An 18,277-nucleotide genomic window follows, 5' to 3' on the forward strand; every position below is an offset into this window, starting at 1 on the left:
CTTTCTTTTAGGCAAATCTTAAGGCATTTTTATGAAGTTTATCTTCACATTTGTAAAGTCTGCTTAATATTCTCTATCAATGATTCAAAATCAGCAATTTCTAAATTAATTTTTTCTAGATTCTTTCTACATACAAGCTCAATCTTACCCTCTTCTACACCCTTGCCTACAATAAGCGCATAAGGAATTCCAATAAGCTCAAAATCAGCCATTTTTGCTCCATAGCGCTCTTTTCTATCATCTAGCAAACACTCCAAACCACTCGCATTCAAAGTGTGATAGATTTTTTCTGCTAACTTGCTTTGATTTTCATCTTTAATATTTGAAATCACAATATCAAGCAAAAAAGGCGCAGTAGAAGTCGTCCATTTCATGCCTTTTTCATCATGATTTTGCTCAATAATAGCTGCTAATAGCCTTGAGATTCCAATCCCATAACAACCCATAACAAAAGGCTTTGCTTTGCCCTCTTCATCTAAAAAAGTCGCTTCCATTACTTGAGAATATTTTTCTCCTAATTGAAAAATATGCCCCACTTCAATGCCTTTAGTAAAATAAAGCTTTCCTTTGTGGCATTCTTTACAATAATCTCCCTCTTTAACTTCCAACAAATCCTTAAACTCCAAACCTTCAAAAAGCCCCAAATCCACACCAACAAAGTGATAATCTTCCTCATTAGCCCCACAAATCAAATTCTTCGCATTTTGCAATTCTAAATCAAAATAAATATAAGGACTTTGAGTGAGATTACGCAAAGCATAAGGACCAATAAATCCAGGGAATAAGCCAAGTTTTCTTAACTCTTCTTCACTAACATCAACCATTTCATTAGCCCCACTAATCGCATTAAGCGCCTTAGTTTCATTAAGGCTATCACAACCCCTTAAAAAGAAAAATACAAATTCACTCTTTCCACCATCAAACAAAGCCTTTTTAACCACAGCTTTCAAAGTCCAATAAGAATCGACCTTAAAAAACTCTGCTAAAGATTCAATAGTCCTAATCTGTGGAGTATGAAATTTTGCAAAATTAGCTTCAGGGTGAGTTGATAAGGGCATTTTAGGGAGACGACTAGCTGCTTCTAGATTTGCTGCATAAGCACAAGAATCACACACACAAATCGTGTCTTCCCCACTCTCTGCTAATACCATAAATTCTTTACTGCCACTTCCTCCAATAGCGCCGCTATCTGCTTCTACTGCCCTAAAATCCAAGCCAAGCTCTGAAAAAATCGCACTATAAGTTTTTTCCATCACATCAAATTCGCGCTTTAAATCCTCATAACTACTATGAAAACTATAGCCATCTTTCATAATAAATTCTCTTCCGCGCATTAGCCCAAATCTCGGTCGAATCTCATCTCGAAACTTGGTTTGAATCTGATAAAAATGCAAAGGCAATTGCTTGTAACTTTTCACATAAGTCTTTGCTAACTCTGTGATTGTTTCTTCATGCGTAGGACCAAAGACAAATTCATTTTCTTTGCGATCTTTAAATCTCAAAAGCTCTTTTCCATAGCGCTCATAGCGACCACTTGCTTGCCATAAACTCGCTGGAGTTACGCAACCTAGCAAAACTTCATTAGCCCCTGCTTCATCCATCTTGCCTTTTACGATTCTAGAAATTTTATCCAAAACCCTTTTGCCTAAAGGTAAAAAATTATAGATTCCACTCCCAATTTGCTGAATAAACCCACCCCTTAATAAATATTCATGGCTTTTTAACACCACATCTTTTGGCATTTCTTTAAAAGTTGGGATAAAAAATTTTGAAAATCTCATTAGTCTTCCTTTAGCGGTTTATTATCAGAATATTCACATTTGTATTTTTCAACCATTATTGTCTCTGTGTTTTCTTCAAACAAAAAGCGCAATGATTCAATAATACCATCGCCTTTTGAAGTATTCGCTACAGATTTTAGATTAATCGTTAATTGATGCAAGAAAGTATTAAAGGCATTGTGTAAAGTTTTTTCAATATTTTTTTCATATTCTTTGGGCAAATAACCCTTAGCAATCCCCTTTTGCAATTCTTTAAGACTGGAATCTTTGGCTTGTTGGCGAATTGCTTTAATTAATGGCTCCACATTCAAAGTTTGCAACCAAGCAAAAAATTCTTGAGTGCAACGCCCAACGATTCCATAAGCCACCTTAGCTTGCTCTTCTCTTAGGGCAAGATTCTTTTTGACAATGTCTTGCAAATCATCCACTGCAAAAATATGAATCTTCTCATCATGTATCTGATCAATATCTCGTGGAACTGCTAAGTCAAACCAATAACGCGAAATTTCTTTTTTTTCTACCATATCTTGTGTAATAATAGTATGGGGCGCACCCGTGGCGGTAAAAACAAGCGGAAGCTGATTAATCAAAACTCCCAAATCCCGAAAGCTTAATACTTCAATGTTTGCTTTGGGACTATTTTGTAAAACTTCCTTACGCAAACGCTCTGCATTCTCAATATCGCGGTTTAGCAAAATAATTTGCGCTTCGTGATTAACTAGATGCTTCACACACAACGAACTCATCTCTCCAGCACCTACAACAAGGACTTTTTGTCCCTTTAAATTCCCAAAAACTTCTCTTGCCTTTACCACCGCCGTGGAAGCAACTGAAACTGAATTTTGTGAGATATTTGTAGAATTACGCACACTTGCTGCGCAACGAAAAGCAAAATGGATAGCGCGAGAGAGACTAAGCGAACAGCAACCCAAATCATAAGAAAATTTAAACGCATTTTTGAGTTGTCCTGAAATCTGCGTTTCTCCCACCACAAGACTATCAAGAGAACTCGCCACACTAAAGAGATGGTGGATTGCGGCGATATTATCATACGAATCGGCGTGTTTCTTTAAAGAATCTTCACTAATTCCTGAATAATCACATAATTTTGCAAACAAAAATTCTTCTGCTTTTTGTGGATTATGCACACTCAAAATAAACTCAATACGATTACAGGTTGAGAGAATAACGGCTTCTTCTATAAACTTATTTTCCACCAATTCTAATAATAATTTTTTAGTGTTTTTATTTTTTGTATCTAATGCTAATTTTTCACGCAACGCAATATCAGTATTTTTGTGCGAATAGCTTAAAATATAATAATCCATTTTTTACCTTAAAAATCTCTATTAATCATTTCTTCCATTATTTTTACAAGTTTATCACAAGAATAATTGGAAATAGCTTCAATCCCAACTCTTCCCAAATGTCTTGCCAAATCAATGCTTTGTTGTATAGCGCCACTTTCTTTTAGATTCTGCAAAATCCACTCTTGCTCTTTTTTAGGCAACTCTTTTTTAAAGGCACTCTCCAAGCGTTTTTTATCCACTTCATTCAAACTATGATACAAATAAATATAAGGCAAGGTAACTTTTCCTTCCTTAAAATCGCTTAATATTGGCTTTCCAAGTGTTTTTTCATCAGCAGTAATATCCAAAACATCATCAATAATCTGAAAGGCAATTCCCAAATTTCTACCATATACCCTAAAGTCTTTTGCTTCCTCTTGATTTTTGCCTGATAAAAACGCTGCTGCATAGGCTGTTGCTTCTATTAAAGAAGCGGTTTTATGCTCAATCATTGTTAAATATTTAGCTTCATTAGCATTAAATTGTTTTGCCAACTCCACATCCTCCATTTCCCCTATTGCAAGCATAGTTACTGCACTAGAAATGATTCGTGGAATCATTGGAAAATTTTCTTGAAAAGCACTTAACTCACAAAAGGCTTTGGAATATAAAATATCTCCTAGCATAATTGCATTTTTATCCCCTGCAATTGCGTTAATAGAAGGCTGTGACCTTCTTATTGTAGCATTATCAATCACATCATCATGCAATAAAGACGCATTTTGTATCATTTCAATGATTGCACACAACAAAATGCATTCATTGCTCTTATTAGCAATATTCAAAACAAGCTTACTACGCAACATTTTACCGCTTTGAATCCTTTGAGATAATCCCAGAACAATTGGGGATTCTAGCTCTTCTAAAAAATTTTGGATTTTTTGATTAATTTGCGCCAAAACTTCCATTAGCTACCTTCCTTTCATCGATAATATTAAAATCTCGATTGCCCTCATGAATATAATATTTTAAATTTGCAATTTTTTCTACGCGCTTGTAATCTTTAAAACAAAGCATAAAATAAGGCTCTTCTTTGTAATAGCCATCAATTGGTTTCCACAAGGCTATCTTATAGCAATTTCTTTGATAATCTTCATAAAGCACAAATTGATGCGGAAAAGAATCGTAATTTAAATGCACCACCAATCCATCATTCTTTAGCAAAGTCCAACGAAAATACAAAGTTTTTTGCGCTTGATTAGCTTGTAACTTTATAACATAAAATTCATCTTTTTTTAGCTCCATTGTGTTTTGTGCTTTCCACTCTATAGGAGCAAAAAGCAGAGAAACCCAACTAAGAAGCAAAAAAAAGATTTTATTCATTTTGTGTCAGAATATTCCCCATAGATTCAATGGCAAGATTCTGCGTATGCGTGTGAATCTCTTCAGAGACTTCTTCACTGCTTAAAAGATATTCCAATTCCTCTTCCCAAGTCTCACCCAAGCGCTTCTCTAGTAAAATTTCCATTGCGGCTAATTTCTCCAGAATCCTTCTAAGCTCAACACTGCTTGAAGAATGAGAAGCATTTAAAACAATCTCTACCCATTTATCTTGTGGCAATCCTTCAAAAATATGATCCATCACACTTCCTTTATTTTTGATTTAATCGCACTAAAACAGAATTTTGGTGTGCATCCAAACCTTCTGTATGCGCTAATATACCGCAATCCTCACCCAATTCCTGAATGGCTTGTTGAGAAAATGCAATAATAGAACTCTTTTTCATAAAATGCTCCACACAAAGAGGGGAGAAAAACTTCGCACTACCGCCTGTTGGGAGCGTATGATTTGGTCCTGCAATATAATCCCCAATTGGTTCTGGCGTATTCTCTCCGATAAAAATCGCCCCTGCGTGTTTGACTTTTGGCAAAATCTCAAGGGGATTTTCTACAATTAATTCCAAATGCTCAGGTGCAATTTGATTCATTAAAAAAATCGCTTCATCCAAATTCTTAGTAACAATAATCGCTCCGCGTTGATTGATGGATTTTGCTGTAATCTCCTTGCGCGGCAATTGCTCTAAAAACTCATCTACCTTTAAAGCAACCTCTTTAGCAAGACTTTGAGCAGGGGTGATTAGAATCGAACTTGCCATCTCATCGTGTTCAGCTTGTGAGAGCAAATCCCAAGCAAGATAATCCACTTTTGCATTAGCAGTTGCAATGATTCCAATCTCACTTGGTCCTGCAATCATATCAATATTCACTTCACCAAACACAAGCTTTTTAGCAGTTGCCACATAAATATTTCCTGGACCACTAATCACATCTACTTTTTGCAAACCCTCACAGCCATATGCCATTACACCAACAGCACTTGCACCACCTATTTTATAAGCTTCTTTGATTCCACAAAGATGCATCGCCGCCAAAAGAAGTGGATTGATTTCATTATTGGGAGTTGGTGTGCAAACCACAATTTCCCTTACTCCTGCAACAATAGCTGGAATCGCATTCATTAAAAGCGAACTAGGATAAGCTGCCTTGCCTCCAGGGATATAAAGCCCTGCTCTATCCACAGCGCTAACCTTTTGCCCTAATATACTTCCATTTTCTTCAAAATCAAGCCAGGTTTTAGGTAGTTGTTTAGAATGGAAAGCATAGATTCTCTCATAAGCTTTTTGTAAGGCTTTTTTAAGCTTTGTATCTAGCTTTTCATAAGCTTCTTGCATTTGATCTTGTGAAATTTTTAAATCCAAAAAATCTTTTGGTTTCCAATTATCAAACCTAGAAACTTGCTCTATAACCGCATTTTTACCTTTTTGCTTGATAGCTTCTAATAACTCTTTTACACGCCCTTCAACGCTCAAAATATCCATTGCTCCGCGTTTTAATAATTCTTCAAAACGAATCTTAAAATCGGCATCTTGTGTATTTAATAAGGCAATCATCGCTAATCCTTCATTAATCTATACTTCCAATACTTCCTCTTTTAGTGCGACAAGCACCATAGAATAAAGCATCTTTTTTGTGCATTCTATAAAGCCACCTTTTGAATTTGGACAAGCCTCCATTCTCAAAAGATAATGTTTTTGCCCAATTTGAATAATTTGCTCTGAATCTTTAATATTTTTAAAATCAATTTTTTCATTTAATTCATATTTTTCAAAGCTAAATTCAGGATTTGTGCTTGCTAAAATATTTCTATTATTATCAAAAAGTGCTACAAAAATTTCACTTTTTTCTGAAATAATAGGCGAATCTTGAGGGATAATGTTTTGAATTAATTCCACAATTTTTTGAATATCCAAAACAAAGGCTAATCCCCCAACAACCCGCGCTCCATCTTTAATTCCAGTATAAAATATGATTGTAGAATTATTATTATACAGCGAAGTTTGCTCATAATTTGATGGTACAATTCCTGCATTCAAAGAACCATTTTCAAAACGCTCAATTAAATTAGTCTTTTGATTGTTATCAATCTTAACCTCATCAAGAGCATCAACAAGAATATTCCCCTCTCTATCAAACAAGAAAATATTGTGATATTTTTTCAAGCTTTCACTAAGATTTTTTAAAAATAATTGTAAGTTTTCTTTTTTAAATGCAGAGTGTTTATTTTCATTTTTAGAAAGGATAAAATTAGAAAATTCCGGAATATTTTTAATCCAACCAATCTCATCAACACTTTCTTTTACCCAATTATCCATTAATGTTACGGCGTATTTTGAATAATAATTCACAATATTAAAAAGCGCACCATAAATACCTCTTTGCAATTCTTCAGTTGATTGAACACACAAAGTATTCATTTCTTCACTCAAGATTCTAATGTTATTTAAAATAGGATTAAGCGTATAAGAATGACTTTTAGAGGCAATAATTTCTCCATTAATTACCGCATCTCCAAGCTCTTCGTTAATGTTCTCTCCCTCTGCAATCACAGAATCTAGCTCATCTGTAATTAAAAGCGAATCTTTTAGCATTTCAGCATCTATTTTTTGTTTATTTTGTTGCTTAACATCAAAAGCCACATACAAGGGCAAAATCCGACATACTTTCCAATTCTCAACCAAGTTCCCAATAGGCATAGGTGCAATTTCATTTTGAGATAGCAAACACGCTTTTGAACGAAATTCTGTAAAGTTATAATCACCACAAGCATTCACCTTTAAAGTCTGCCCTATAACGAAATTTTTGGGATTATTTGAAAATAAAATAACATTTCTTTGATTAACAATAACGAGACTTGATTGTGGAAGTCGATAAGCAAAATGGCGATTTAACCATTTAAAAATACTCTGAAAATCTAGCACAAAAACCGCTGCAAATCGCATAGGTCGCCCCTCTTCCTCACGCAAAGGCAACACAAAGAAAAACTCTTGCCTCTCTTCTTGAAAATCATTTTGGCTATAAAAATCAACTTTACTATAAAAATCCCCAAAAGATTCAAGACTATTTGCCTCTAAGATAGCCGACAAATTAGTCTTGTTTTGCACTTTTGTTAAAAGAGATTTTAATAAATTCCCCTTATCATCAAACAAAAGTATATCTTTATAAACACTGCTGTGATTGGCAAATTCTCTTAAGTATTCAAAAATAGTTTCTTGTGCTTGTGCATTAGCACATTGCTCCAAAATATAACGACTTTTTGAAAAAGCCAGAATCTCGCCATAGCGACTTTGCAAAAAAGCACTTAACATTTCTGAAAAAATCTTTGAAGAGGTTTGCGCTTCTTCAAAGAGATTCAAAAAGCTTTGCTCAATAATCGTGTTAATTAGTTTTTCTTGGAGATTCTCAAATTTTTCTTGAGTTTGTTCCATATAATCAAACAAATTAGCCGCAATATCTAAAGAGCTGATTTTGCCCGTTAAAGTCGTCTTGCTAAGCAGGGTATTAAGAGATGAAAATTGAGATCTGTAGCGTTGCGCCATTGGCATATACGCACTTAAGAGATTGAGCGTTGATTGTTCCATTGCTTATTTTCCTTGGAATAAAATAATTTGGACTATTATAACAAGTTATTTTTAAACAAAAGACATAAAAAGTATAAGCTTTGGAGATTATTATTATTTTTTAAAGATTTTTTTGGAAGTATTAATGATTTTAAGAATCCCAACTCAACAATAAATCTTTTTGAAAAAGAAAATTATCAAAATGATGCGAACCGCCCTCTTCTATTACCAATTTAGAATCTTTAAACTTCTGCGCAGCCACCCTATAATCCAAAATCCTATCACCTTTTTGTAACAATACGCAATACAAACTAGGATTAATGGCTTCCACATAATATTTTTTAAGACTCTCAACCAAATCAAACGTCCAAATAAAACTCTCTCCATTATAAGGAACAGACACCTTGCCAATGGCTGGAAGTAAGGTTTGATATGCGTTTATAACAGGATTGATTAACACTGCTTTAAGTTGATATTTTTCTGCTAAAAAAGTTGCATAATAGCCACCAAGAGAGCTACCTACAAGGCAGATTTTTTGTGTTTTTTGATATTTTTTAATAAAATTTTCTATCAATTCTATGGCTAAATCTGGAACATAAGGTAAGTTGGGAGTTAGTGCATTAGGCGCAAAACTAGCTATCAAACTACCCTTGTAACAAAGCCCAACACTTCTAAATCCATGCAAATACAAAAGCATTTTCTTACCTTACAAATATTTTTAATTTACAGCTTCACAAATCACAAAAGCCTAATTATTTAACTGCTGCTAAAGCTGCTTCATAATCTGGTTCACTTGTAATCTCACTAACAATTTCTTTATGCACGATTTTACCTTCTGGATTAACCACAAACACTGCACGTGTAAGAAGTCCCTCAAGTGGAGAACCTGCCAAAATTACTCCATAAGCCTCACCAAATGCTTTATTCCTAAAATCACTCAATGCAACAACATTTTTAATACCTTCTGTTGAGCAGAATCTTCCTTGCGCAAAAGGCAAATCAAGAGACACTACAGACACTTCAGCATTAGAAAGACTTGCGGCTTTTTCGTTGAATTTGCGTGTTTGAGTAGCACACACACCTGTGTCTAGTGAAGGCACAACATTGATAATTTGAAACTTACCATTAGCACCACCCACACTTTTTACGCTCAAATCTCCAGCTACAAGCTCCACTTTAGGAGCACTATCGCCAACATTTAGAGTTTTACCGCTTAAACTAACTGAATTTCCTTTAAAAGTAACCATTTTATTATCCTTTCTATTTTTAATATGGATTATTATTTTATACTAGCTACTCTAAACTAAAAATAAATTTCTAAAAAATTAGAATTCCTATGAAACCAAAATACACACTCACTTCCTCTCCCCCTTCAACCTCCTCACTTCAAAACCTTTGACTCTTAAATATCAAATTCCATTGCCATAGTCCAACTTTTATCTTCACTTTCATTGAGTTTTATCAATTAATGCTTTCTTTTCTCTTTCAATTCTTTTCTTAACTTACGCACTTCTTTTGCAAAGTTGAAGTAAGCAAGGGGTAATTTGAATAATTGTGCCCCCCCCCGCAGTGTTTGCTTTTATAAAAGCTTCTCCTAGCTTGTAAGTAAGACATTCTTTTTCTTTAGGAGATTCTTGATTGAATGGGATATTTAAAAAATCAGCACATTTCAACAATTATTAGATTTGACAATAACCAAATTTTACATTTCTTTAAATTACTTCCACTAAGCAAAACAATACTTCCCTTTAAAGAAGCACTATTATTTGCTCCCCCCCCCACCGAGCTTATCTTAGTCTCCATCATATTTCAATCCTCTCAAGAATTTTCAAATCAAATCCACTTAGCATACCACAATCATTTTCATCAAATTTAGAAGTAGTAAGCAGTTTAAAATCTCGAATCTCCAAGGCTTTTAGAATCTGAGCCCCAATCCCAAGCCCTTTAATGTCCTTGTTTGCTTCTGTTGCAAGGAATATCAAATATCCGCCCTCACTCTTTAGTTTATCTATAGCACTCATTAGCCCATTAAACTTTTCTGTATCTTCTAGCAGCATTAAATCCTGCGTGATGGTGTGGAATTTTACCAAAGGGTTTTGCGATGGATTGCCAAATTTAAAAATCGTGTGGATTCGATTTAGGTGATCTTTAATTTTGATTTTTTCTGTTTTGGTTTGCAAAAATTGACAGCTCTCTTTTGAAAGAATCGCAATAAGATTTTCAAAGCTTAAACGATATTGAATCAAATCTGAAACATACAAGATTTTTAGGTTATGTTTGATAGAAAATTCACTCAAAAACTTATCGCCTCTCCTAGCCATCAAGCCATCTTCTCTCATAATCTCACAAATTACGCTAATAGGCTTTAATCCTGCTAATTTACAAATATCCACACTCGCTTCTGTATGCCCTGTCCGCTCTAGCACTCCACCCTCTTTGGCAATCAAAGGAAAAATATGCCCCGGACGCACAAAATCATCAGGCTTTGCATTTGCCCTGCACATAAGATTTATAGTCAAATCACGCTCATAAGCAGAAATACCCGTTTTAGCTTCTTTAGCATCAATAGAAATAGTAAAGGCTGTTTCGTGATTAGAGCTATTATGACTAACCATTGGTGGCAAATCTAGCACATTGGCAATTTCTTTTGTAACAGAAACACAAATAAGCCCTCTTGCTTCTTGAGCCATAAAATTAATTTTCTCTGGCGTGCTAAAGATTCCCGCCATAACCAAATCGCCCTCATTTTCTCTATCTTCATCATCCATTATAATAATCATTTCACCATTTTTAATGGCTTTAATTGCTTCTTCTACTCTTAAAATCGCTTCCATAACTACCTAACAAATAAAAAAATAATCGCGCATTATAATGCAATTAAACTTAAATACTCTAAAGTAGCCACTTCAATAAATCCCCTAAAAACAAGCCCTAAAAGAAATGCTTTAATCAAATAATCAAATATTTTTAGGATATTTTCTAAAATTCCTTGACAAAATAATAAAATTCAAATATAATTCCATTTCACTTTTTGTTGGGGTATCGCCAAGCGGTAAGGCAGCTGGTTTTGGTCCAGCCATTCCGAGGTTCGAATCCTTGTACCCCAGCCACTTTCAAAAACTTTCTATAATTTTTACATTTTTTTATCGCGGGGTAGAGCAGTCCGGTAGCTCGTTGGGCTCATAACCCAAAGGTCGGTGGTTCAAATCCGCCCCCCGCTACCAAATCTTTTTAAAAATCCAATTCGTGAGTTAGATTCCTAAACTTAATATCTTCTAATTGCTTTTTAATTTGCTTGTTTTCTTCTACTAACGAATCAAGTTGAGTTTGAAGCTGAGTAATATTGCGACTAGTGTAGTAAATATTATTTCGGATATAGATTTTTGGAATAAAAAGCAATAGCGCAAAAAACATTATCCCAATGGAAATACAAACCATTTTAAAAGAAATTTCTCTTTTTTCTAAATCAATTTGTAAAACTTCCTCTTTTTCCTGTGGATTTAAGCTTGTTTGCTCCATTGAAGCTAATAGCTCTTGGCTAGAAGTTTCACTAGTAGAAAAATTTGCTTGATAGGGACTTTCTTTTTGAATATTTTGCGATGATTCTCTAAAATCTTCTTGAATTCCCGATTCTTGGCTATTTTCTTTTTTAAACCGATCCCAAAAATTTGTTTTTTGAATTTTATCAGATTCTTTTAAGCGCAAAGATTCATAAGATTCCATTGTATCTCTTAATGCAAAAACTCAAAAACGCGCATCTTAGAACTACGCGCTCGAGGATTATCTTTAATCTCCTCTTCTTTAGGAGCAATTGGCTTTTTATAAAGGCTTCTACCCTTTTGATGATTTCTACTACACTCACATTTTAAAGCTTGTGGCGGACAAATACAAGGATTTTCCCATTGTTTAAATTTATTTTTAATAATCCTATCTTCCAAAGAATGAAAAGAAATAAGACAAAGTCGGCTAAAATCCTGCATTTCTTGAGAATCAAAAATTTTTAACATTGATTCTAATTCGCCTAGCTCATTATTTACTTCAATTCTTAAAGCCTGAAAAGCAAGTGTAGCGGGGTGAATTTTGGGGTGCTTAAAATGCTTGGCGATAAATTGACTAAGCATTTTTGCGCTTGTAATTTTTTCTTTTTTGCGCAATTCCACAATGCAGTGAGCAAGTTTCTTATACTCCCTAATCTCGCCAAAATCCCTAAAGATTCGCTCCAATTCAGTTAGTGGATATGAATTAACAATATCCTTTGCAGTAAAATTTTGACTTTGATCCATTCGCATATCAAGAAACTCTGAATCAAAACAAAATCCCCTCTCCTTGCTATCAAACTGCATTGAAGAAACTCCAATGTCTGCTAAGATTCCAACAACATTGCTCTCTCTTTGTAAAATCTGTTTTAAAACTCCGCTAAAGCGTCCATATTCGATGCTAAAACGATTTAAAAAAGGTTCTAAACGCTTCTTTGCAAGAGCGATTGCTTCATCATCTTGATCAATGCCTATAATTTTTAGCTTAGGATATTTTTCTAAAAGCGCCAAGCTATGCCCCCCAAATCCCAAAGTGCAATCAATCAAGATTCCACCCTTTTGATGGATTATTTCTGTATTAAAAGCTTCTAAAACTTCTTGCTTTAAAACCGAAATATGTGGAATTCTCATTCTTTTTCTCTTGAAATTTTAGCACCAAGCCCAGTGAGCTTGGCTTCAAGATTCTCATAACCTCTATCAAGATGATAGATTCGATGAATATGACTCTCTCCCTTTGCTACAAGAGCAGCCAAAACCAATGCGCTTGAAGCACGCAGATCTGTCGCCATAACATCCGCACCAAAAAGCTCACTTTTACCTTGAATTGTTGCTATATTGCCTTTTAGCTTGATATTTGCACCCATTCTTTGAAGCTCACTTACATGCATAAAGCGATTCTCAAAAAGTCTCTCTTGAATAATGCTACCCCCCTCACACTGCGTAGCTAAAGCCATGAATTGCGCTTGCATATCAGTAGGAAACCCAGGATACTCTGCTGTAGAAATCTCAAAACTTTGCCGATTCCTTGCAGGATAAATTGTAATTGAATCGCCTTTAATATCCATTGCAAAACCAATCTCCTCAAGCTTAGAGAGAACTGCTGTTAGATGAATGGGATTAAGGCGGTGCAATGTGATTTGTGAATTAGTAATGGCACCTGCGCAAAGATATGTCCCTGCCTCAATCCTATCTGGAATCACCTCAATATTAGCAGGAAAATTTAAAGGTTCTCTATTTGTGCCATAAATCTCAATTTCATCATTTCCGATGCCGCTAATCTCCACTCCACTTGCTTTTAAAACTTCACAAAGTTGAATTACTTCTGGCTCTTTTGCGGCATTGATGATTTGCGTTTTACCCTTTGCCATAGCAGCTGCCATTAAAATATTCTCGGTGCCTGTCACGGTGATTTTATCAAAATTTATCACACTCCCTTTTAAGCCCTCTTTTGCTTCTGCGACAATATATCCACCTTGCAACCGAATCTCAGCACCCATTTTTTGAAGCGCTTTAATGTGCAAATCTACAGGTCTTGCGCCAATAGCACAACCCCCTGGCAAGCTTACTTCGCAACAACCAAATCTCCCCAAAAGTGGTCCTAAAACAAGGATTGAAGCACGCATTTTACGCACAATATCATAATTGGCTTTTGTATTATTAAGTGTTTTTGCAACAATGCTTGTTGTGTGTTTATCTAGCTGAATAATTTCGCAACCAAGCATATTCAATAAAGAAAAAAATGTCTTAATATCCACTACATCAGGTAGATTACTTAAAGTCGCCCTTTCTTTAGAGAGCAAACTTAAGGCTATAAGTGGAAGTGCCGAATTTTTTGCTCCTGAAATTTGAACAGCACCTTGCAAACACGCTTGTCCCTCAATGCGTAAAAAGTCCATTTTTTTCCTTTATTTTTTATTTTTCTCGCTACTTTCTCGATTTTTCAATGCCGCACTAATGAGTGTTTCAATTTCTTTTTTAAAATTTGGATTTGCCTTTACAAACTCTTCCCTATATCTTGCCACGCTATCAATATCAACAGCAGAACAGCATGCCAAAGCCGAAATAAAATCCATCCTATCTTTATAATCTTTGCTTTCTTTCTTTAAGCTATCAAAATTTAAAAAGTTTTTCCTAAAAGCATCTAAAATCTCATCTAATTCTTCCCTGCTAGGGCTATTTTGCAAAATTGAAATAAGGTATTGAATATTTTTTAGCAAATTATCCCTGCTTTTTTGTGATTCAAGATAAGCTTGAATCTTACCTAGAATCAAAAAAGCACTTGTAAGTAAAGCAAAAGGCAACATCGCAAAAAATAATGCCACCCAAATAAAAAGATAAAATTGAAAGCTATACACTATTTGCCTTGATATTTTTCATAAAACACATTAGTTGCCCTAACAAATCCATCAACACTTCCGCAATCATAGCGCACACCCTGAAATTTATAGGCAAGCACCATTCCCTTTTTGCATTGCTCCATTAAGGCATCTGTAATTTGAATTTCACCATTTTTACCAGGTTTTGTGTGCTTTAAAATTTCAAAAATATCAGGAGTTAAAATATAGCGCCCAATAATGGCTAGATTACTTGGGGCTTCTTCTATGCTTGGCTTTTCAATCATATTATCCACCATAAAAACACCATCATCTACTTCTCTACCAGAAATCACTCCATATTTACTTACCTCTTCTTTTGCTACTTCTTCGACGGCAACAATAGAACATTTGTATTTTTTATAAATTTCACACATTTGAGATAGCACTCCAACACCACCCTCATTATCACACAAATCATCGCTTAAAATCACCCCAAAAGGCTCCTTGCCAATAAGATTTTCACCCACTAAAATCGCATGCCCTAATCCTTTCATTTCCATTTGTCTTGTATAAGAAAAAGTGCAAGTGTTTAAAAGGCGACGAATGTCTTTTAAATAACCCTCTTTACTAGTTCCTTGTATTTGGTGTTCTAATTCATAACTAATATCAAAATGATCTTCCAAAGAGCGTTTGCCCCTTCCTGTTACAATTGCCATATTAGTAATCCCTGCCTCAATTGCCTCCTCTACACCATATTGTATTAAAGGCTTATTAACAATGGGTAGCATTTCCTTAGGTATTGCTTTTGTAGCTGGTAAAAATCTCGTTCCATATCCTGCAGCTGGAAATAGGCATTTTTTTATCATCATCTCTCCTTTTTAAATCAAATCTATCAAACCACTTTCGTAAAGTTTAAAAAATTGTGTTGCAATTCTTGGATTTTTTGAACCCCTTTTAGATGCAAAAATAAGAGCTTTTTGTCGAATATTTTCCCAATTATCGGGATTTTGCAACTCTAAAGGCAACTTTTTAAAATAACCTTGCAACACTTCTAAATATTCTTGATTGCCATGTGTATAAAACCCAATACAAAGTGGAAATCTCTCAAACAAAGCAATTTTATCTTCATTTCCCTCAAATCCAAAAATTTCATTCTCACTATGAAATTCTGGCATTAAATGGCGACGATTAGAAGTTACATAAAAGCGAATATTTTGTGGAAATCTCTCAATACTACCTTCTAAAATTGTTTTTAGATTCTTATATTCTTGATCATTTTCATTAAAACTCAAATCATCACAAAAAACGATAAACTTATAATCTTTGGTGCGTAAAAAATCTAAAATTTCAGGCAACATTTTCAAGTCTTGTTTAAAAATTTGCAAGATTCTCAAACCTGCTTTAGCGTATTTTGGCAAAAGTGCTTTGATTAATGAAGATTTTCCACAACCTCTAGCGCCCCAGAGCAAAACATTCACACCCATTCCCTTAAACAAAAAAGATTCGGTATTGGCACATAAAAGCCCTATTTCTTTTTGTAAATTATAGAAATCTTCCCACTCATAATTTTCTAATTCATAAACTTGATGCAAATAGCCACTACTGCGATAAATGGCAGCACAATGTCGCTCACAATCCCATTCAAACTGATTCATCAACGACTTCTTTTGATTTTAACTTTATTGTTTAATGGTTTATTTTGTTTAGTTTTACAGCTAAAAGAATCACTTTTTTTATTGTAGCTAAAAATAACTTCACCGCCTTTTTCTAATTCACCAAAAAGCATTAAATCACTAAGAGGATTCTTAATTTTCTCTTGAATCACAAGCCCAAGAGGTCTTGCACCAAGCTCTGGATTATATCCAAGTTTAGCAAGTTGTTCTTTAGCACTCTTATCTAGCAAAATATGGATATTTTTAGAAACAATTTGCTCGTTTAAATCGTTGATATTCTTCTCTACAATTTTTAGAATTTCTGCTTCGTTTAAAGGATTAAAAGCCACAATAGCATCCAAACGATTTCGGAATTCAGGTGTGAAATTGTCCTTAATGGCAGAATTGAATTTTGTCGCAGAATCTTGTGCAAAACCAAGTGTTGGAGCTTCTTTGGAGCCAACATTAGAAGTCATAATCAAAATCACCGAAGAAAAATCTGCACTCTCCCCATTATTGTCTGTTAGCTTGGCATTATCCATCACTTGCAAGAAAATATTCAAAACATCAGGGTGTGCCTTTTCTATCTCATCTAAAAGCAATAAAGTATGAGGATTTTTCTTAATCATTTCTGTAAGAATCCCTCCCTTATCATAGCCCACATAACCAGCAGGTGCGCCAATAAGTCCAGAGCTTGAATATTTCTCCATATATTCACTCATATCAATACGCTCAAAATTAATCCCTAAAGCCTTAGCGATTTCCTTAGCCAACTCTGTTTTCCCCACACCACTTGGACCGCTAAACAAAAAAGAACCAATGGGCTTATTAGGCGATCCAAGTCCAGCTTTATTTCGCTTGAGCGCCGTTACAATCTCTTTGATAGCCAAATCTTGCCCAAAGATTCTATTTTGTAGGTATTTTTCTAAGTTTCTTAAGAGATTCTTGTCATCTTTAGTGGCTTCAATCTCGGGAATCTTTGCCATTTTAGCCACCATTTGTTTAATGCTAGAGAGACTTACCTTGCCACTCTTGTTAGCTAGTTTATAAGCCGCTCCAACTTCATCAATCACATCAATTGCCTTATCAGGTAAAAAACGATCATGCAAATAACGGCTAGAGAGCTCCACTGCTAACTTAAGCGATTCTAGCGGATAGGTAACATTATGGTGTTTTTCATAGTATTTTTTAACACCCTGTAAAATCAAAACCGCTTCTTCTTGACTAGGCTCATCCACATCAATTTTAGCAAATCGCCTTGAAAATGCTTTGTCTTTATCTAAAAAATTTCGGTATTCTGCATAGGTGCTAGCGCCAATACATCTAAGTTTTCCACTGCCAAGCATAGGCTTTAAGAGATTACTAGCATCCATACTGCCGCTATTTGTAGCTCCTGCTCCAATAAGCATATGAATCTCATCGATAAATAAAATAACATTTTTGCGCTCTAAAACTTCTTCACCTAAAGCTTTAATCCGCTTTTCAAAATCCCCTCGATACTTCGTTCCTGCAACAAGCGCCCCCATATTAAGCATAAAAATTTCATTACCAAAAAGTGGATTATTCTCTTGATTTAAAACAATCGCCAACCCCTCTGCAATAGCTGTTTTCCCAACTCCTGGCTCACCTACTAAGAGTGGATTATTCTTTTTGCGTCTTAGCAAGACTTCTAGGCATCTTTCAATCTCTTTGTCTCTCCCAATAATTGGATCAATTTTGCCCTCTTTTGCTTCTTGTGTGAGATTGATGCAATATTTCTCTAATACACTCTCTTGTTTATTTTCATCTTTTTCAAACTTTTGAATTTGTTGTAAATCTTGATTTTCTGTAATATACTCTAAAATATTAAGGCGTGTGATTCCTTGGGCTTTAAGAAGCTGAGTGCAAAATGCTTTGTCTTCCTCTAAAATTGCGGCTAACAAATCTCCAACTTGAGCTTCTTTGCGTTGAGCACCCTTTACATGGCTTACCATAATTTCAATAACACGCGTAACAGCTAGAGTTTCTATAGGCAACTCACTCACATCAGGGTGAGACTGCAAAAAATGCATTAAATAACGCTCTATTTGCGATTTAAGCGCTTTAATATTGCCTCCGCATTCTTCAATAGCTTTTTTAATTGTTTGACTATCCAAAAGAGAATGAAAAATATGCTCTAGTGTAAGGTATTCATGCCCTAAATGCTTAGCGCGACTTTGTGCGGCTTGCAAAATATAATTCAGTTCTTTGCTAATCTCAATCATCG

The 18,277-nt window shown here is 34.9% G+C and carries 17 protein-coding genes and 2 tRNA genes; 2 read left to right on the forward strand and 17 right to left on the reverse strand.

Annotated elements, in window-relative coordinates; all coding sequences use genetic code 11:
- Nucleotides 1-44: 44 nt before the first annotated feature.
- The 10 genes from MKD52_RS07000 to MKD52_RS07045 all read right to left on the reverse strand — a co-directional run bounded on the left by MKD52_RS07000 (nucleotide 45) and on the right by MKD52_RS07045 (nucleotide 10,862).
- Nucleotides 45-1,781, reverse strand: coding sequence for a proline--tRNA ligase (locus MKD52_RS07000; RefSeq protein WP_242099745.1), 1,737 nt, complete (start codon nucleotides 1,779-1,781; stop codon nucleotides 45-47).
- Nucleotides 1,781-3,109, reverse strand: a complete 1,329-nt coding sequence (gene hemA / locus MKD52_RS07005; protein ID WP_112057321.1) for a glutamyl-tRNA reductase — start codon at nucleotides 3,107-3,109, stop codon at nucleotides 1,781-1,783. Before hemA ends, MKD52_RS07000 begins: the two co-directional genes overlap by 1 nt.
- An 8-nt stretch (nucleotides 3,110-3,117) precedes the next feature.
- Nucleotides 3,118-4,038, reverse strand: coding sequence for a polyprenyl synthetase family protein (locus MKD52_RS07010; RefSeq protein WP_277930853.1), 921 nt, complete (start codon nucleotides 4,036-4,038; stop codon nucleotides 3,118-3,120).
- On the reverse strand, nucleotides 4,016-4,453 hold the full coding sequence (locus MKD52_RS07015) for a hypothetical protein (protein WP_242099746.1): 438 nt from the start codon (nucleotides 4,451-4,453) through the stop codon (nucleotides 4,016-4,018). The genes MKD52_RS07010 and MKD52_RS07015 overlap by 23 nt, the downstream gene beginning before the upstream one ends.
- Entirely contained in the window at nucleotides 4,446-4,712 is a 267-nt protein-coding gene (locus tag MKD52_RS07020) for a DUF2018 family protein (protein WP_112057324.1), read from the reverse strand. Before MKD52_RS07020 ends, MKD52_RS07015 begins: the two co-directional genes overlap by 8 nt.
- A gap of 10 nt (nucleotides 4,713-4,722) precedes the next feature.
- Nucleotides 4,723-6,021: a histidinol dehydrogenase gene (gene hisD / locus MKD52_RS07025; protein WP_242099747.1), complete on the reverse strand. Its 1,299-nt coding sequence runs from the start codon at nucleotides 6,019-6,021 to the stop codon at nucleotides 4,723-4,725.
- An 18-nt stretch (nucleotides 6,022-6,039) separates the two neighbouring features.
- On the reverse strand, nucleotides 6,040-8,049 hold the full coding sequence (locus MKD52_RS07030; RefSeq protein WP_242099748.1) for a cache domain-containing protein: 2,010 nt from the start codon (nucleotides 8,047-8,049) through the stop codon (nucleotides 6,040-6,042).
- A gap of 130 nt (nucleotides 8,050-8,179) precedes the next feature.
- Nucleotides 8,180-8,725, reverse strand: a complete 546-nt coding sequence (locus MKD52_RS07035) for a YqiA/YcfP family alpha/beta fold hydrolase (RefSeq protein ID WP_242099749.1) — start codon at nucleotides 8,723-8,725, stop codon at nucleotides 8,180-8,182.
- A gap of 55 nt (nucleotides 8,726-8,780) precedes the next feature.
- Entirely contained in the window at nucleotides 8,781-9,275 is a 495-nt protein-coding gene (tpx, locus tag MKD52_RS07040; protein WP_242099750.1) for a thiol peroxidase, read from the reverse strand.
- A gap of 555 nt (nucleotides 9,276-9,830) precedes the next feature.
- Nucleotides 9,831-10,862, reverse strand: a complete 1,032-nt coding sequence (locus tag MKD52_RS07045; RefSeq protein ID WP_242099751.1) for a bifunctional 3,4-dihydroxy-2-butanone 4-phosphate synthase/GTP cyclohydrolase II — start codon at nucleotides 10,860-10,862, stop codon at nucleotides 9,831-9,833.
- Nucleotides 10,863-11,063: 201 nt separating this feature from the next.
- Between MKD52_RS07045 and MKD52_RS07050 the strand changes: the two genes are divergently transcribed.
- Together MKD52_RS07050 and MKD52_RS07055 are read left to right on the forward strand one after the other, a co-directional pair.
- Nucleotides 11,064-11,138: transfer RNA gene (locus tag MKD52_RS07050), tRNA-Gln, on the forward strand.
- Nucleotides 11,139-11,175: 37 nt separating this feature from the next.
- Nucleotides 11,176-11,252: transfer RNA gene (locus tag MKD52_RS07055), tRNA-Met, on the forward strand.
- A gap of 7 nt (nucleotides 11,253-11,259) precedes the next feature.
- On the opposite strand, the gene MKD52_RS07060 is transcribed toward MKD52_RS07055, so the two are convergent.
- The 7 genes from MKD52_RS07060 to MKD52_RS07090 are packed head-to-tail and all read right to left on the reverse strand — an operon-like array spanning nucleotide 11,260 to nucleotide 18,275.
- Nucleotides 11,260-11,751, reverse strand: a complete 492-nt coding sequence (locus MKD52_RS07060; protein ID WP_242099752.1) for a hypothetical protein — start codon at nucleotides 11,749-11,751, stop codon at nucleotides 11,260-11,262.
- Nucleotides 11,752-11,759: 8 nt separating this feature from the next.
- Complete coding sequence (gene rsmH, locus MKD52_RS07065) at nucleotides 11,760-12,695, reverse strand: 16S rRNA (cytosine(1402)-N(4))-methyltransferase RsmH (RefSeq protein WP_242099753.1); 936 nt, start codon at nucleotides 12,693-12,695, stop codon at nucleotides 11,760-11,762.
- Nucleotides 12,692-13,960, reverse strand: a complete 1,269-nt coding sequence (murA, locus tag MKD52_RS07070; protein ID WP_242099754.1) for a UDP-N-acetylglucosamine 1-carboxyvinyltransferase — start codon at nucleotides 13,958-13,960, stop codon at nucleotides 12,692-12,694. Before murA ends, rsmH begins: the two co-directional genes overlap by 4 nt.
- A gap of 9 nt (nucleotides 13,961-13,969) precedes the next feature.
- Nucleotides 13,970-14,419, reverse strand: a complete 450-nt coding sequence (locus MKD52_RS07075; RefSeq protein WP_112057333.1) for a hypothetical protein — start codon at nucleotides 14,417-14,419, stop codon at nucleotides 13,970-13,972.
- The gene (galU, locus tag MKD52_RS07080) at nucleotides 14,419-15,246 is read right to left on the reverse strand and encodes a UTP--glucose-1-phosphate uridylyltransferase GalU (protein WP_242099755.1); all 828 of its coding nucleotides are present in this window, start codon (nucleotides 15,244-15,246) and stop codon (nucleotides 14,419-14,421) included. Before galU ends, MKD52_RS07075 begins: the two co-directional genes overlap by 1 nt.
- 12 nt (nucleotides 15,247-15,258) lie before the next feature.
- The gene (locus MKD52_RS07085) at nucleotides 15,259-16,035 is read right to left on the reverse strand and encodes a DUF815 domain-containing protein (protein ID WP_242099756.1); all 777 of its coding nucleotides are present in this window, start codon (nucleotides 16,033-16,035) and stop codon (nucleotides 15,259-15,261) included.
- The gene (locus MKD52_RS07090) at nucleotides 16,035-18,275 is read right to left on the reverse strand and encodes an AAA family ATPase (RefSeq protein WP_242099757.1); all 2,241 of its coding nucleotides are present in this window, start codon (nucleotides 18,273-18,275) and stop codon (nucleotides 16,035-16,037) included. The genes MKD52_RS07085 and MKD52_RS07090 overlap by 1 nt, the downstream gene beginning before the upstream one ends.
- Nucleotides 18,276-18,277: the final 2 nt, after the last annotated feature.

The organism is Helicobacter sp. CaF467b, from assembly GCF_022664765.1.
Lineage (GTDB): Bacteria > Campylobacterota > Campylobacteria > Campylobacterales > Helicobacteraceae > Helicobacter_D > Helicobacter_D colisuis.